Source organism: Campylobacter concisus (assembly GCF_003048375.1).
Classification (GTDB): domain Bacteria; phylum Campylobacterota; class Campylobacteria; order Campylobacterales; family Campylobacteraceae; genus Campylobacter_A; species Campylobacter_A concisus_T.
The window spans coordinates 1912486-1926601 of sequence record NZ_CP021642.1 but is presented as its reverse complement, the minus strand read 5'-3'; the positions used below and the strand labels follow the sequence as shown (position 1 = coordinate 1926601).

Annotated in this window: 18 protein-coding genes; 16 read left to right on the top strand and 2 right to left on the bottom strand. The window is 41.7% G+C overall.

Annotation, left to right across the window (positions count from 1 at the left end):
* Positions 1-43 precede the first annotated feature (43 nt).
* The 10 genes from CCS77_RS09510 (at position 44) to CCS77_RS09465 (ending at position 7848) form a co-directional block, all read left to right on the top strand.
* Positions 44-718, top strand: coding sequence for an anaerobic ribonucleoside-triphosphate reductase activating protein (locus CCS77_RS09510; protein ID WP_107917247.1), 675 nt, complete (start codon positions 44-46; stop codon positions 716-718).
* An 85-nt stretch (positions 719-803) separates the two neighbouring features.
* Complete coding sequence (locus CCS77_RS09505) at positions 804-1949, top strand: iron-containing alcohol dehydrogenase (protein WP_107917246.1); 1146 nt, start codon at positions 804-806, stop codon at positions 1947-1949.
* Positions 1950-1978: 29 nt separating this feature from the next.
* Complete coding sequence (locus CCS77_RS09500; RefSeq protein ID WP_107917245.1) at positions 1979-2620, top strand: NAD(P)H-binding protein; 642 nt, start codon at positions 1979-1981, stop codon at positions 2618-2620.
* A complete protein-coding gene (locus CCS77_RS09495; protein WP_107917244.1) occupies positions 2617-3387 on the top strand; it encodes an SDR family NAD(P)-dependent oxidoreductase in 771 nt (256 codons plus the stop codon). The genes CCS77_RS09500 and CCS77_RS09495 overlap by 4 nt, the downstream gene beginning before the upstream one ends.
* Positions 3388-3457: 70 nt before the next feature.
* Positions 3458-4894 (top strand): subtype B tannase, encoded by a 1437-nt coding sequence (locus CCS77_RS09490; RefSeq protein ID WP_107917243.1) that lies wholly within the window; start codon positions 3458-3460, stop codon positions 4892-4894.
* Between the two features lie 15 nt (positions 4895-4909).
* Positions 4910-5590 carry a putative quinol monooxygenase gene (locus tag CCS77_RS09485; RefSeq protein ID WP_107917242.1) on the top strand — a complete coding sequence of 227 codons (681 nt, stop codon included), beginning with the start codon at positions 4910-4912 and terminating at the stop codon, positions 5588-5590.
* A gap of 118 nt (positions 5591-5708) precedes the next feature.
* Complete coding sequence (locus tag CCS77_RS09480) at positions 5709-7169, top strand: tannase/feruloyl esterase family alpha/beta hydrolase (RefSeq protein ID WP_236635271.1); 1461 nt, start codon at positions 5709-5711, stop codon at positions 7167-7169.
* A gap of 29 nt (positions 7170-7198) precedes the next feature.
* Positions 7199-7330, top strand: coding sequence for a hypothetical protein (locus CCS77_RS10750; protein WP_256372118.1), 132 nt, complete (start codon positions 7199-7201; stop codon positions 7328-7330).
* Between the two features lie 9 nt (positions 7331-7339).
* Entirely contained in the window at positions 7340-7621 is a 282-nt protein-coding gene (locus CCS77_RS09470; RefSeq protein WP_107917241.1) for a YciI family protein, read from the top strand.
* The gene (locus tag CCS77_RS09465) at positions 7618-7848 is read left to right on the top strand and encodes a DUF2798 domain-containing protein (RefSeq protein WP_107917240.1); all 231 of its coding nucleotides are present in this window, start codon (positions 7618-7620) and stop codon (positions 7846-7848) included. The genes CCS77_RS09470 and CCS77_RS09465 overlap by 4 nt, the downstream gene beginning before the upstream one ends.
* A gap of 38 nt (positions 7849-7886) precedes the next feature.
* Here the strand turns inward: CCS77_RS09465 and CCS77_RS09460 are convergent, their stop codons facing one another.
* Together CCS77_RS09460 and CCS77_RS09455 are read right to left on the bottom strand one after the other, a co-directional pair.
* The gene (locus CCS77_RS09460) at positions 7887-8177 is read right to left on the bottom strand and encodes a DUF5339 domain-containing protein (protein ID WP_002940734.1); all 291 of its coding nucleotides are present in this window, start codon (positions 8175-8177) and stop codon (positions 7887-7889) included.
* 111 nt (positions 8178-8288) lie between these two features.
* Positions 8289-8933, bottom strand: a complete 645-nt coding sequence (locus CCS77_RS09455; protein ID WP_002940712.1) for a ferritin family protein — start codon at positions 8931-8933, stop codon at positions 8289-8291.
* A 207-nt stretch (positions 8934-9140) separates the two neighbouring features.
* Here CCS77_RS09455 and CCS77_RS09450 point away from each other — a divergent pair, with 207 nt between their 5' ends.
* The 6 genes from CCS77_RS09450 to CCS77_RS09425 all read left to right on the top strand — a co-directional run bounded on the left by CCS77_RS09450 (position 9141) and on the right by CCS77_RS09425 (position 13902).
* Complete coding sequence (locus CCS77_RS09450; RefSeq protein WP_107917239.1) at positions 9141-9881, top strand: carboxymuconolactone decarboxylase family protein; 741 nt, start codon at positions 9141-9143, stop codon at positions 9879-9881.
* A 102-nt stretch (positions 9882-9983) separates the two neighbouring features.
* Positions 9984-10640: a thiol:disulfide interchange protein DsbA/DsbL gene (locus tag CCS77_RS09445; protein WP_107917238.1), complete on the top strand. Its 657-nt coding sequence runs from the start codon at positions 9984-9986 to the stop codon at positions 10638-10640.
* Positions 10641-10648: 8 nt separating this feature from the next.
* Positions 10649-11269, top strand: coding sequence for a protein-disulfide oxidoreductase DsbI (gene dsbI / locus CCS77_RS09440; RefSeq protein ID WP_107917237.1), 621 nt, complete (start codon positions 10649-10651; stop codon positions 11267-11269).
* Positions 11270-11316: 47 nt separating this feature from the next.
* Entirely contained in the window at positions 11317-12966 is a 1650-nt protein-coding gene (locus tag CCS77_RS09435) for a sensor histidine kinase (protein WP_107917236.1), read from the top strand.
* 3 nt (positions 12967-12969) lie between these two features.
* Positions 12970-13650 carry a response regulator transcription factor gene (locus tag CCS77_RS09430; protein WP_107917235.1) on the top strand — a complete coding sequence of 227 codons (681 nt, stop codon included), beginning with the start codon at positions 12970-12972 and terminating at the stop codon, positions 13648-13650.
* A 69-nt stretch (positions 13651-13719) separates the two neighbouring features.
* On the top strand, positions 13720-13902 hold the full coding sequence (locus tag CCS77_RS09425) for a hypothetical protein (protein ID WP_103617462.1): 183 nt from the start codon (positions 13720-13722) through the stop codon (positions 13900-13902).
* The last annotated feature ends 214 nt before the right edge of the window (positions 13903-14116 follow it).

Genomic DNA, 14116 nt, shown 5'->3' with positions numbered 1-14116 from the left:
AGGCACGCCCCTGTGCCTTTTAGTTTAAAAAAGGGTCAAAAACTTGCAAAAAGTCTTTAGTATAACGCCATTTACGACGCTTGACTACCCAGACAAAGTGGCAGCTGTCATTTGGTTTGCAGGGTGTAATATGCGCTGTGGATACTGCTACAACATCGAGGTTGTAAAGTCAAATGGCACTATAAGCTTTAGCGAAGTTTGCGACTTTTTAGACCGCAGGGTCGGCAAGCTAAATGGCATCGTCTTTAGCGGTGGCGAATGCACAGCACACCCTCTTTTTTTAAGGCTAGCACGCGAGGTCAAGGCGCGCGGCTTTAGTTTAAAGGTCGATACTAACGGCTCACATCCTAGTGTTATAAAAGAGGCGATAGATGAGGGGCTGATCGACTACATCGCGCTTGATTTTAAAGCTCCAAAAGAGAAATTTATAGGCATCACTGGCTCAAATTTATATGAGAAATTTGCCGCCACGCTTAGATACCTGCTTGAGATAAATTTTAAATTTGAAGTTAGAACGACCGTGCATGCGGACTTGCTAAGCGAAAAGGATATCTCTGAGATGTCTGAGCTACTTTTCGAGCTTGGGTATAGAGGGGATTATTTCTTACAAAAATTCTTTAACACTGGCGAAAATTTTGGAGGCTTAGGCGATCCAAAAAATAGCTTCGATCCAGACAAAATCACATCAAAACTACCTATCAGACTAAGAAATTTCTAAATTTAGCAAAGACTAAAAATAGCTAAAAATAAGAAAATTTAACTAAAATTTACCCCAAATCACAAAAGCAAACAAGGAGAAAACTATGCAAAATTTCAGCTTTTTAAACCCTACTAAAATAGAATTTGGCAAAGACAAAGAGCAAAACATCGGCAAATATATGAAAGAATTTGGCGCAAAAAAGACGCTCATCATCTATGGCAGCGACAGGATCATGCAAAACGGACTTTTTGACGTTGCCACAAAGAGCCTAAGCGCAAATGGCATCGAGTTTTGCAAGATAGGTGGCGTGAAGTCAAACCCAGTGCTAAGCAAGGTAAATGAGGCTATAAATTTAGCTAAAAAGCAAGGCGTCGATAGCGTGCTAGCCATAGGCGGCGGCTCGGTGCTTGACACGGCCAAGGCAGTGGCTGCAGGAGTTAAATATAACGGCGATGTTTGGGACTTTTTTACTGGCAAATGCCCAAAAGAGGCGCTTATGATCTTTGACATCATAACGCTTGCTGCAACTGGCTCAGAGATGAACGGTGGCGCAGTCGTCACAAACGAAGCCACAAAAGAGAAATTTGCCATGCACGGCGCTTGTCTTTACCCAAAAGTATCGGTGGTAAATCCGCTTCTTCAAGCAAGCGTTAGCAAGGAGTACTTGGTCTATTCAGCTTCTGACATCATCGCTCACAGCATCGAGGGCTACTTTACGGCGAGCGTTCAGCCTGAGATCATAAATTTATACATCGAAGCAAACATCAAAACCGTCATGAAAACGACTGAAATTTTACTAAAAGAGCCAGAAAACTATGGCGCTAGAAGCGAGTTTGCCTGGGCTGCTACGATGGCGCTAAATGGCTTAACTTACGTTGGCACGGCTGGCTACTCATATCCAAACCACATGATCGAGCACGCCATAGGTGCGGTGGTTGATTGCGCGCACGGAGCTGGGCTAAGTGTGGTGATGCCAGCTTGGATGAAGTGGTATAAAAATAAAAACTTAAAGGCATTTAAGCGCTTTGGCAAAGAAATTTTTGGCGTGGATGACGCAGACGAGGCTATTAAAAAGCTAAAAGAGTGGTTTAGCAAGATCGGCACACCAACAAGCCTCATAGAAATCGGCGTTGATGAGTCAAATTTAGACGAGATCATGGCGCTAGTTTATGACTACGCCAAGGGCAGGGGCTTGGAACAAATTTATACAAAAGAGGCCATAAGCGAAATTTTTGCCTTAGCGAGATAGAATTTATCCAAAATTTACAAAGGATAAACATGAAAAAAGTCGCCCTTATAGCAGGAGCCAGCGGCGCTGTAGGAAGTGAAATTTTAAAAGATTTATGCGAGAGTGAGCACTATAGCAAGGTGGTCGCTCTCGTTAGGCATGAGCTAGAATTTACCCATGAAAAGCTTGAAGTAAAGATAGTAAATTTTGATGATTTTAAAGATGAGGTGCCATTTATCGCTGATGAGCTATTTTGCGCGCTTGGCACGACGATGAAGGCGGCAAAGCACAAAGAGCAGTTTTACAAAGTCGATGTGACCTATCCGATAAATTTCGCCAAATTTGGCTTGGAGTGCGGTGCAAAACGCTTTGTCTTGCTCTCGGCTGCAGGGGCAAACAGAAAGTCAGGCTCGTTTTACCTAAAGGCAAAAGGTCAAGCAGAAGCAAAGATAAAAGAGCTTGGATATAGCTCATTTCATATCGCTAGGCTGCCACTTATCGAAGCTGAGAGAAAGGAATTTAGACTTGGCGAGTATTTGGCGGCAAAAGCATTTAAATTTATCCCAAAAGGCTTTTTTGACGAGTATCGTCCGATGAAGGCAGCTGATATCGCTAAAGTGATCGTGGAAGTAGCGCAAGATGACCACAGCGAAGGTGTCAAAATTTATAGCCCGGTGGAGTTTACAAAATGAAAAAATATATAGTGATCACTGGAGCAAGCTCAGGCATAGGAGCTGCCGTGGCAAAGGCATTTGCAAGGCGTGGGGAGAATTTGATCCTTATCGCAAGACGTGGCGAGCTTTTAGAGGAGCTAAAAAGCGAGATAGCTAAATTTGCAAATGTCGATGTGGTTATAGAGCTTTGCGACCTTTCAAAGCAAGAAAATGCCCTCTTGCTTTGGCAAAAATTAGAAAAATTTGAGCTAAAAGCGCTTATAAACAACGCTGGCTTTGGCGACTATAACAAGGTCGGCGAGCAAAATTTAGACAAGATCACGCAGATGATAAATTTAAACATCATCTCACTTGTCACGCTCTCAACGCTCTTTACTAAAAAATATAAAGACAAAGATACGCAGCTTATAAACATCTCTTCGATAGGCGGCTACAAAATCGTGCCAAATGCCGTCACATACTGCGCTAGTAAATTTTTCGTAAGTGCCTTTAGTGAGGGACTTTACCACGAGCTAGCACAGGACAAGCAGGCAAAGATGCAGGCAAAAGTGCTGGCCCCAGCTGCCACAAAGACAGAATTTGGCATGGTGGCAACTAGCAAAGAGAGCTACGACTACGACAAGGCGTTTAAAAAGTATCACACGAGCGAGCAGATGGCGGAGTTTTTGCTACGCCTTTATGATAGTGAGTATTGCGTTGGTTCGGTGGATAGAGATAGCTTTGAGTTTTCACTGCACCAGCCTAAATTTGACTATGCGATCAAGTATAAGCCAAAAGATAACTAGGTACTAAAGCCGTGGTAGCCTACGCCAAGGCTAGTAAAGTAAAAAGTAGAACAAAATAAAAAGGTAGATCATGAAATGCGTTAGAGTTGCTATTTTAGGGGTTTGTTTGGTAGGCGCTTGCTTTGGCGGCGAGCTTAAATTTGATGAAAAGAAATTTGAGCTAAAAAGCGTGCAAGTTGGCGAGAGGACGCTTAAATTTAGAGCTTATGAGGGCATAGTCTATGTGGCAAAGCCAGCTAGCGACTATGAGGTGCTAAATTTTTATGTGCCAGAGGGGAAATTTAGCGACCAAAAAGGGGCTATCTTTATGTCAAACGCGATCGGTGGCTACATGAGCGCAAAGCCTCAAAAGCCAGAAGTCCAAAACGAAAAACCAAATGTCACCCTCGAAGCGCTTCTTAGAGGATACGTCGTGGCAAGCGTTGGCGCTAGGGGCAGGACGCTAAAGGATGGCGAGAAATTTATCGGCAAAGCGCCAGCTGTGATAGTCGATCTAAAAGCGGCCGTTAGATATCTTAAATTTAACGACAAATTTATGTCAGGAGACGCAAATAAGATCATCTCAAACGGCACGAGTGCAGGCGGCGCGATGTCAGCACTTCTTGGCACTAGCGCAAATGCAAAAGAGTATGAGCCATATCTTAAAGAGCTAGGCGCTGCAAAGGCGGATGATCAAATTTATGCCGTCTCAGCCTACTGCCCTGTTACAAATTTAGAGCATGAGGACGAGGCGTATGAGTGGATGTTTGGGGATTTGGACAAATTTGAAAGGATTGATTTTACAAGTCTTGATGCGAGCACTTTTAACGATAGAAGCAAAAAGCCAAAGACTATCACAGGCGAGCTAAACTCCACGCAAAAAGAGCTCTCACGCGAGCTAAAGAGTAAATTCCCAGCCTATCTAAACTCGCTAAATTTAAAAGACGCCAAAGGCCACGCACTAAGCCTTGATGAAAATGGCGAGGGCAGCTTTAAAGAGTATATAAACGCCCTCATCTCAAAGGCATTTACCGCTACAAAAAGTAGCGACAAAAGCACGCTCACGCCTAAATTTATAACTCTTGACACGCAGGGCTGCTCGCTTGGATATACATTTAAGCTTGAAGACTTTATCGCCTCGCTAAAACGTGCTAAAGCGGTGGTTGCCTTTGACGGACTTGCGCTAGAAAATCCTGAAAACGACCTCTTTGGCGATAGTAAAACGTCTGCAAAGCACTTTACTAAATTTGCAAAAGAGCGAAGCGGCGGCGAGATGGCGGATGCTAGCGTCATAAAGATGATGAATGCGATGAACTACACTAAAAGCAAAGAGGCGGCGAAATTTTACCGCATAAGGCAGGGCACAAATGATACCGATCTAGCCCTTGCCGTGCCTGCTATGCTAGCACTCTCGCTTAAAAATGCTGGCAAAGAGGTTGATTTTGAAGCGGTCTGGGGGCAAGGACACGGCGGCGACTACGAGTTAGACGAGCTTTTTGCTTGGATAAAAAGAGTTGAGCAGAGATAAATTTAAGGAGATTTGATGTTTAAAAAGCTATTTTTACTAGCGGTTTTGGCGGCGTTTGCCTTTGGAGCGGAGGCGAAAGTGAGCTTACAGGAGCTACTTTCAACGCCAAATAACAAGAGCTTGCTAAAGCGTCTTGGCAGGGAAAATATATTAAGCTCGAAGAGCGAGCTAGGCACGCAGGCGATCTTTTTTGCGAGCGCAAAGAGCAAGCCAGAGCTGTTTTACGTGCTTGAGTTTTACAAGGACGAGGCGGCTTATAAAAAGCATATAAGCTCGGCGCATTTTAAGAAATTTGCAAGCGCAAGCGCTGAAATTTTAGCTAGTAAAAAGGCTATCAGCGTGAAAAAAAGGGCTGCGTTTTCTAAAAATTTAACGCCAGAGCGCCTAAAAGATGCCTACTTTCACATCACAAATTTAAGCCTTAAGGCAAAGAACGATGCGAAATTTGAAAAGATCATCAAAAAATATATGCAAAAAAGCGTAGATGAGGGTGCTTACGCGCAGTTTGCCTTCAGTCAAAAAGAGGCACCTAACAAATGGGTGCTGGTTGAAATTTACAAAGACGAAGCTAGCTTTGAGAGCTACCGCCACAGCGAAAACTACAAAGCCTACGCCAAAGAGCGAGCAGGGCTAATAGACGAATTTGACGGCTTTGGTCTTAATAATGAGACCTCATTTAGCAAGGTAAAATTTTAGGAGATGTTATGAAGAAAATTTCACTTTTTTGCGCACTGGCACTCATTGGCAGCACGGCTTTTGCCCTTGATAAGGCAGGATGTGAGAGTTTAAAAGACGCGAAATTTTAAACAACGAGATGATAGATGCGGTGTGGAATGAGAGTGGCGAAGTATCAGCCGATAAGATGTCTGCGCTAACTGGCGGCAGCAAAAATAATATCAAAGCAAAGCCTCACTGCGTGGTGCATGGCAAACTCTATAAACGCACTGGAAGTGACGGCAAAGAGTATGCGATTGATTACGAGATAAGGCTGCCAGAGCAGTGGAATGAGAAGTTTTTATTGCAAGGCGGGGGCGGTATGGACGGCTTTGTAGCGCCTGCTCTTGGCGCAGTGCCGATACGCACAAGCACAGCCACGCCAGCATTTCTTAGAGGCTACGCGGTAGTTACTACAAACTCAGGACACCCAGAGCCAACGGCTGAGTTTGGGCTAGATCAACAAGCAAGGCTAGACTATGCCTATCAGGCGATCGGCAAGGTCACGGACGCAGCTAAGCAAATTTTAGCCGCCGCATACGCCAAAAAGCCAAAACATAGCTACTTTATGGGCTGTTCAAATGGCGGCAGGGCAGCACTAATCGCAGCCCAGCGCTATCCGCTAGAATTTGACGGCGTCATCGCTGCAAACCCTGGCTTTAGGCTATCTCGCGCGGCGATCGCTCAGCAGTGGGACAACCAAGCTCTTATGAAGATAGCTCCGAAAAATGAAAAAGGCGAGAAAATTTTTGCAAATGCCCTAACGCAGGACGACCTTGACAAGCTAAGCCACGCTGTACTAGAAAAATGTGACGCCTTAGACGGACTAAAAGATGGGATCATCAATGCGTGGGAAGCGTGCAAATTTGATCCAAAAAGTCTAAATTTAGATAAGCAAAAGATAGAGGCGATAGAGAAAATCTTTAACGGAGCCAAAAACAGCAAGGGCGAGCAAATTTATAGTGGCTGGTTTTATGACTCAGGAGTGAGCGCTGAGGGCTGGAGGCAGTGGAAGCTGGGCGACTCACAAAGTGCTAAGCCAAACGCTAGAAATATCACGCTTTCAAGCGGCTCGGTGAATTACTACTTTTTAACGCCAGCGCAGCCAAATTTTGACACGATAAATTTTGACTTTGACAAAGACACGCCAAAGACTTTCGAAACCGCAGCGATAAATGACGCTATCTCAACAAGCCTTAGCACATTTAGCGCAAATGGCGGTAAGCTCATCATAGTAACTGGCGTCTCAGACCCAGTTTTCTCGGCAAAAGATCAAAGGGATTGGTTTAAAAAGCTAGAGGCTGATAATGAAAATAGCCAAAATTTCGCGGCATTTTTTGCGCTACCTGGGATGAACCACTGCGGTGGCGGCAACGGCATAGATGACGTGGATCCTTTAGGCGCGCTTGAAGCGTGGCACGAAAAGGGCGAAGCGCCAAAGAGCATGCTAGCAAAAAGTAGGACCTACGCTGGCAAGGAATTTTTAGTGTGTGCGTATCCAAAGGTGGCTACTTACGTGGGTGGTGATACTAGCAAGGCAAGTAGCTTTGTTTGCAAGTAAATTTAAGAAAGTAAATTTAAGGGGCAAAAATGAGTGAAATTTTAGTCGTATCAGGTCATACAGACCTTGAAAATTCCTTTGCGAATAAGATCATTTTAGTCGAGCTAAAAAAGGTGCTTGATCATGCAGATAGGCTAGCTAGGCTTATTAGTCAAATTTAAAGGAAAAAGATGTTTATCGTTACTATTAGTTTAAAAACAGATCTCATACCAAAGGAGAGGGCTGAGGAGCTTTTTGCCGAGCATAGAGGGTGGTTTATAAAGTATGTTGATAGAGGAAATTTCTTGCTTCTTGGGCCATTTGTGGATGATGAACACGCAGGTGTCGTGGTCGTAGATGCTAAGGACCGCAAAGAGCTTGATGAAATTTTATCTCAAGATGTCTATCATGCGCCTGGGTATGCTGAGTATGTGGTTAGAGAATTTAAGGCTGTTATGGGCAAGATTTCATGATACCGGCGAAATTTTATAGATATGTTTTTACTTTTATAATGTCAGCATTTATGGCGTTTATCATCTCTTTTGCGATGACGTATTTTCACTTTGGCTTTGTGGGTAGCTTTGTGCAAATTTGGATAGTAGAATACTTAAAAGCCTTTATGATCGCCTATCCTGCGATATTTGTCGTAGCGCCACTGGCTGCAAAGCTAGCAAATTTGATATGTAAAGGCGAGAAGTAAATTTAAAGAGTGGCTAGAGAGTCTAGCCACGTGAAGGTTTATTTTAAAAGACCTTGTTTTTTCATTTGATCCATTACTTGAGCAAACATCTCTTTAGCTTGTTTGCAAGTAGCGTCTTGTTGCTCTTTTGGTAAAGAAGCTAGTTGATCCATTGATTGTTTCTTTTGATCTTCATACATTTTTACTTGTTGCTCTTGACCAGCTTGTTTGTAAGCCTCGACCATCTTATCGATGTCTGAGAAGTAAGACTTGCAAGTATCTGTAAGATCTGCAGCGTTTAGGCTTAGTGCAAAGCCAAGAGTAGCTAAAACTAGAAGTGATTTTTTCATATTTTCTCCTTGTGAAAATTTTGAAGAAGTATAACATTTAAAATGGTGATTTTGTGCTTAAAAAATTATAAATTTAGCCAAGGCGCTTGTCTTGGCTAAATTTTGGCTTTTTTAGCCTAAGAATTCGCGTTTAAAATACTCTTTTGGAGCTTTGCAAAGTGGGCAAGCGCCTGGAGCTTTTTTGCCTCTGTGAACGTGTCCGCACACCTCGCAAACCCAGATATCTTCTTCGTCGCTCTCAAAAAAGCCCTCTTCATCAAGCATCTTTTTAAGCTCTAGATACTCCCTCTCATGCTCAACTTCAACCTTGCCGATCGCGTTAAATAGCCTTTCAACATCTCTTAGCTCTTCTTCTTTTGCGATCTTTGCAAAGTCTGGATACATCGTCGTATGCTCGTAGTTTTCGCCAGCTGCAGCGTCAAGTAAATTTTTATCCATCTTATCGATCGGATCATTCATCATCTCGTGATATTTCTTAAATTCAGCCCTTGCGTGCCATTTCTCGTTTTCAGCTGCCTCGTAAAAGTGTCTAGCTATAGCGTGATAGCCTGCTTCTTTAGCTAGGTCGCCGTAAAGCTCATACTTATTTCTAGCTTGTGACTCGCCAGCAAATGCCTTCATCAAATTTACCGCTGTTAAATTTTCAGTCACACATTTCATCTCTTCGCCGCAACAGGTTAATGTGCCGCCGCCAACTTTTTGAACCTCGATCTCGTTGCCGCATTTCTCGCATTTGTATGTTTCGTACTGTCTCATTTTGACTCCTATTTTGATAAAATTTGAGGCGATTATAACTCAATAAATAAAATATGTAAATAATAATTTTTATTGATAACGTATATTATTTTTATAAATTTAATGGTTAAATTTAAAGCAAAAATGCCAAAAATTTCTTATGCTAAATCTTAAGCTAGCATTTACGCTTTAGCATTTATAATCAGCTCCATCAAAAGGAGCAAGCCCATGAAACTAACTGAAAATGCAAAGAAAATTTATGAAATTTGGTTTAAATCTAGCTGCGAACTCGAGGCAAATAACGCCAGCTTTTTAGAAGACTATCTAAATTTCCTAGGTGACATAAGCGAGAAGATAAATATCGATGAGCAGACAAGACTATCTGTTATCATCGCGTCTTTGGTGGTTAGCGGTGGCGCGCAAAGCTCTTTTAAAGCTTTTGTAAAAGCCGCGCTAAATGTCGGCATGAGCGCAAAGGCTGTAAAAGAAATTTTATATCAAGCAGTCCCATACGCAGGGCTTGGCAGGGTTGAGAACTATATATTTTTAGCGGACGAAATTTTTAACAAAGCTGGCATAAGTATCGAGGAGACGCCTAAAAAGGCAAGAGAGGGCAGGGGCGAGCGAGGCCTTGAGATACAAAGAAAGCTCTTCCCAGCAGTTGATAAATTTATCGCTTCAACGCCTAGTGATCAAAGGCACATAATGGAGTTTTTGTCACAAAACTGCTTTGGCGACTTTTACGCAAGAGATGGGCTAAATTTAGAGCTTAGAGAGCTTCTAACCTTTGTTTTCATCTCCACACTCGGCTTTGCAAAGCCGCAACTCTTAGGCCATATCGCTGCAAATTTTGGCATCGGCAACGACAGAGCTAAACTTATCAGCGTAGTGACAACTCTTATACCATTTATCGGCTATCCAAGCGCGCTAAACGTCCTTGCTGCCATAAACGAGATAAGCGTAAAATAGTAGAAATTTCATAAATTTCAGCCAAAATTTATTCTAGCGTTAAAAGTGCGGTTGAGCTTGGTTGTAGAATAACTCAAAATAAATCATCCAAAGGAGATCATCATGAGTTTTCTATCTAAATTTAGTAAGGCTATCTTTGCCGTTGCGGTAGCTGGAGCGATAAGTGCAAGTGCATTTAGTGAGGGCGAGGACTATGTCAAGCTTGAAAAGCCACTAAGTGTTGGACAAAATACGCTAGTTAAGGTTTTTAGCTACGCTTGCCCATTTTGCTACAAATACGACAAGAGCGTCACTCCAAAGGTAGTTGAGAAAATTCCTGGCCTAAAATACGAGCCATTTCACCTAAAGACAAAGGGCGATTATGGCGAGATTGCGAGCAAGGTTTTTGCCGTGCTTATCACTATGGACGAGGCAAAGGGTGTTAGCTTGTTTGATGAAAATTCGCTATTTAAAAAGGCTAAATTTGCCTACTACAAAGCTTATCATGACAAAAAAGAGCGCTGGAGCGATGGCAAAGACGCTGAAGGCTTTTTAAAGACTGGGCTTGATGCAGCTGGCGTTAGCAAAGCAGACTACGAAAAAGAGCTAGCTAATCCAAAAGTGACTGAGCTACTTAAAAAGTGGGATGAGAGCTATGATGTGGCTAAAATTCAAGGCGTGCCAGCATTTGTCGTAAATGGCAAATACCTCATCATGACAAAATCAATCAGCTCACTTGACGGCATGGCAGCACTCATCGAAGAGCTTCTTAAAAAATAAGGTGCCACATGAGCTTTTTTAAAAAAATGGCTAAATTTCAAGACTCACGCATCTCTTGGGCGATCTTAGTCTTTGTGAGCGTCGCGCTTGTTATCATTGCGCACTCGCTCTTTCAAAATTACGCCTATATGCCACCTTGCGAGCAGTGCGTCTATATACGTTTTGCCTTTTTATGCATGGCGCTTGGCGGCGTGATAGCTATCATAAACCCTAAAAATTTGCTCTTTGCTCTAGTTGGCTACGTCTTTGCATTTTGGGGAGCGGTGCAGGGCATAATGTATAGCGTAAAGCTAGCCAAAATCCACGACGCAGTGCATGGAGATGATCCTTTTGGTGTGCAGGGCTGCTCGACTGAGCCACACTATCCATTTGGTTTGCCACTTGAGAAGTGGGCGCCTGAGTGGTTTATGCCTACAGGCGACTGCGGCTACGACAGCCCTATGGTGCCTGATGGCGCGGTGCTAAGCGATCTTCAAAAGAGCATAGTTGATCTTTATGCAGATGGCTGGTATCTTGTGCCGTCGTCTAAATTTATGTCGATGGCTGATTGCACGCTGCTTGGTTTTGGCGTTTGTTTTGTTGTGCTTGTACTTATGCTTGTTTCAAAGCTTTTATCTTTTAAGAAATAAATTTTAGTTAGCCCTATTTTTGGGCTAACTTAGGATATACTGCGCGCATGGGTATTAATTTAAAATCACAAAATATTAAAATTTATGCGATCATCTTGTTAGCAAGCCTCTTTGTCATGCTCCTTGGGCTAAACAGCTACAACAATGCAAAAGAAAAGATCATCGAACTATCTGATAAAAACAACATCGCAGTTAGTAAAAACATCGTTAGCAACTTTCAAATTTGGCTTGATGAGCGCTTAAATTCGCTCGTCCGTGCGTCAAAATTTATCCAAAACTCTGGCATCATAGATGACGATGCTAAGGTGGCAAATTTCATAAAGCTCTTTAAAGAAAATGCAAAAGAATTTGATCTCATGCAGCTTCTAAGAGAGGATGGCGAGATCTTTGTAGATGGGCAAAAGATCTCAGAAGAGGTGATGTCAAAGCGTGAGCGAGCGGGGCTTATCTGGTATGTCGAGACAAAAAATACAAATGCCCCAAGCGTAAATTTCATGCAAAATCACAAAATTTTAAAGGACTCTACTTTAAATTTATGCGTGCCAGTTGAAAAGGATGATAAATTTGAGGCGGCACTTTGTGGCGTCGTGCGAATAGGCACTATCTTTGATAGCATCAAAAACTTTAGTCTTGCGCCAAATTCTTACTCATTTTTAGTAACTCACAGCGGTGAGATCCTCACATCGATGGCTGATGCGACGCTTAAAAGAGAGATCGAGGAGAAATTTAAAGAGATATTTTTAAAAGATGAGGACATCACCAGCCTAAAGATAGGGCAAAATTTGATCCAAGTAGCCGAGATACCGACGATGAACTGGTTTATCGGAGCTGGCACAAACAACGAAGAAGAAATTTTAGCCATGACAAGAGAGGCGCTAAAAAACGCCCTAAATTTACTCTTTGCCTTCGTCGCACTTGCATTTTTGGCAAACAGCCTGCATAACTTTATGTATAACAAGATAAAAAAGGTGCAAGATGAGTATGAGACCTTGCTAGCGCACAGAGCCAAGATGAGCGAGGCTGGAGAGCTGATAAGCGGCATAAGCCATCAGTTTATCCAGCCAGTAAATTCGCTAAAACTTATGCTAAGCTCGGCGATAATGCTAAAAAAAGAGGGCAAGCTAAGTGATGAGGAGCTTTTAAATTTATTAAAAAAAGGGCAAAGCTCGATCGAACTTCTTTCAAAAACAATCGAAATTTTTAGAAATTTTTACAAAAGCGCTGAAAATGTGAGCGAATTTGACATACAAACAAGCGTTAGAAATTTAATAACACTTATGCACACAGAGCTTAGTCGCGCAAATGTGAGCGTGAAATTTAGCGGATTTGAAGAGATGAAGGTTTGCCAGATAGAAAACATCATCCAGCAAATTTTACTAATCCTAATCCACAACGCAAAGGACTCATTAGTTGAGAGCTACAAAGATGAGCCGCTAAAGCGCGTGATAGAGCTAAAATTTAGAAGCTTTGAAGATAAGTGCTACATCGGCGTTTACGATAATGGCGGCGGCGTAAGCTACGAGATGAGTAAGAAAATTTTTACCTGGCTAAACACGACTAAAAAGCAAGGAAATGGCATAGGACTTTACTTCGCTAAAAAGCTCGCACGTGAGAAGCTAAATGGCGATATCACGCTTGCGCATAACATAAAGCCAACGATTTTTGAGCTAAGCTTTGAGAAGAATTTAAAGGGTTAAAAGATGCAAGAGGCACTAGAAATTTTAAAGAAAGTATCTATCTTAGTAGCCGAGGACGACGAGATGGCAAGGGAGCTAATCATCACAGGGCTTAAGCCATACTGCGGTCAGGTCGTAGGCGCAAAAGATGGGCAAGATGGGCTGGAGAAATTTAAAAAACAGGGCTTTGACATCGTGATGAGCGACATCCACATGCCAGTACTTAATGGCTTTGAGATGATGAATGAGATAAAAAAGCTAAAACCTCATCAGAAATTTATCGTCTTTACCTCGTATGACAGCGATGAAAATTTGATCAAAAGCTATGAGCAGGGCGCGACCTTGTTTTTGAAAAAACCTATCGATATAAAGGATCTTAGATCGATGCTAATAAGCCTAAGCTTCGAGCGAGATGAGAAGCTAGTGCGGCTAAGTGATGAGGTGAGTATAAATTTAAAAAGAGAGAAAATTTATAAAAATGGCAATGAGCTATACCTTAGCTTTTTGCAAAATAAGATATTTTGGCTATTTGCTTACAACCTAAATAAACTCGTGACTTACGAGATGATAGAGGAGTTTGTCTATGAGAGCACTGAAGTAAGCAAGGCTGCGATACAAAATGTCGTACTTCGCCTAAAACGCGAGCTTGGCGTGAAATTTAAAAATATAAGCGAGAGCGGGTATATCTTAGTCGCCAAGAGCTAAAAAGCATAAATTCAAAATAGTAAAACTAATATATTTATCTAAGAATATCTTAAAAGTAGTGATAAATTTATGTCACTACTAGCTAAAATTTATAGAAAAAGAGATAAAAATTTGCAAAATTTGATAGATAAACTTAAGAAAATTTATGTCACAAGTGGGTATAAATTTATGATAGTTATAAATAAAAAACATTTTGATATAAAAAGGCTAAATTTAGTGGCAATAAGGCTAGATAAAGGCTTTTTTGGTTAAGAATTTATACGCTTAAAATGAAAATTGTTATGTGACATTTTTGGGTTATTTTATCAACTACTATGCTATTTTGATGAACAAAAGCTTAAAAATTTAAAATTTATAATAGATAAACATAAAAAATTTCACATATTTATAAAAAATTACACATTATTAACCCCTAAACTTAGGCTTTTCTTAAGGGTATTGTACCAAAGTACAATATAACTAAATT

Coding starts and splice junctions, on each gene's coding strand:
- CCS77_RS09435 (WP_107917236.1), top strand. CDS start 11,317: ATGGGTATTAATTTAAAATCACAAAATATTAAAATTTATGCGATCATC.
- CCS77_RS09425 (WP_103617462.1), top strand. CDS start 13,720: ATGTCACTACTAGCTAAAATTTATAGAAAAAGAGATAAAAATTTGCAA.
- CCS77_RS09485 (WP_107917242.1), top strand. CDS start 4,910: ATGTTTAAAAAGCTATTTTTACTAGCGGTTTTGGCGGCGTTTGCCTTT.
- CCS77_RS09470 (WP_107917241.1), top strand. CDS start 7,340: ATGTTTATCGTTACTATTAGTTTAAAAACAGATCTCATACCAAAGGAG.
- CCS77_RS09490 (WP_107917243.1), top strand. CDS start 3,458: ATGAAATGCGTTAGAGTTGCTATTTTAGGGGTTTGTTTGGTAGGCGCT.
- CCS77_RS09480 (WP_236635271.1), top strand. CDS start 5,709: ATGATAGATGCGGTGTGGAATGAGAGTGGCGAAGTATCAGCCGATAAG.
- CCS77_RS09495 (WP_107917244.1), top strand. CDS start 2,617: ATGAAAAAATATATAGTGATCACTGGAGCAAGCTCAGGCATAGGAGCT.
- CCS77_RS09450 (WP_107917239.1), top strand. CDS start 9,141: ATGAAACTAACTGAAAATGCAAAGAAAATTTATGAAATTTGGTTTAAA.
- CCS77_RS09455 (WP_002940712.1), bottom strand. CDS start 8,933: ATGAGACAGTACGAAACATACAAATGCGAGAAATGCGGCAACGAGATC.
- CCS77_RS09460 (WP_002940734.1), bottom strand. CDS start 8,177: ATGAAAAAATCACTTCTAGTTTTAGCTACTCTTGGCTTTGCACTAAGC.
- CCS77_RS09465 (WP_107917240.1), top strand. CDS start 7,618: ATGATACCGGCGAAATTTTATAGATATGTTTTTACTTTTATAATGTCA.
- CCS77_RS09500 (WP_107917245.1), top strand. CDS start 1,979: ATGAAAAAAGTCGCCCTTATAGCAGGAGCCAGCGGCGCTGTAGGAAGT.
- CCS77_RS09430 (WP_107917235.1), top strand. CDS start 12,970: ATGCAAGAGGCACTAGAAATTTTAAAGAAAGTATCTATCTTAGTAGCC.
- CCS77_RS09505 (WP_107917246.1), top strand. CDS start 804: ATGCAAAATTTCAGCTTTTTAAACCCTACTAAAATAGAATTTGGCAAA.
- CCS77_RS10750 (WP_256372118.1), top strand. CDS start 7,199: ATGAGTGAAATTTTAGTCGTATCAGGTCATACAGACCTTGAAAATTCC.
- dsbI (WP_107917237.1), top strand. CDS start 10,649: ATGAGCTTTTTTAAAAAAATGGCTAAATTTCAAGACTCACGCATCTCT.
- CCS77_RS09445 (WP_107917238.1), top strand. CDS start 9,984: ATGAGTTTTCTATCTAAATTTAGTAAGGCTATCTTTGCCGTTGCGGTA.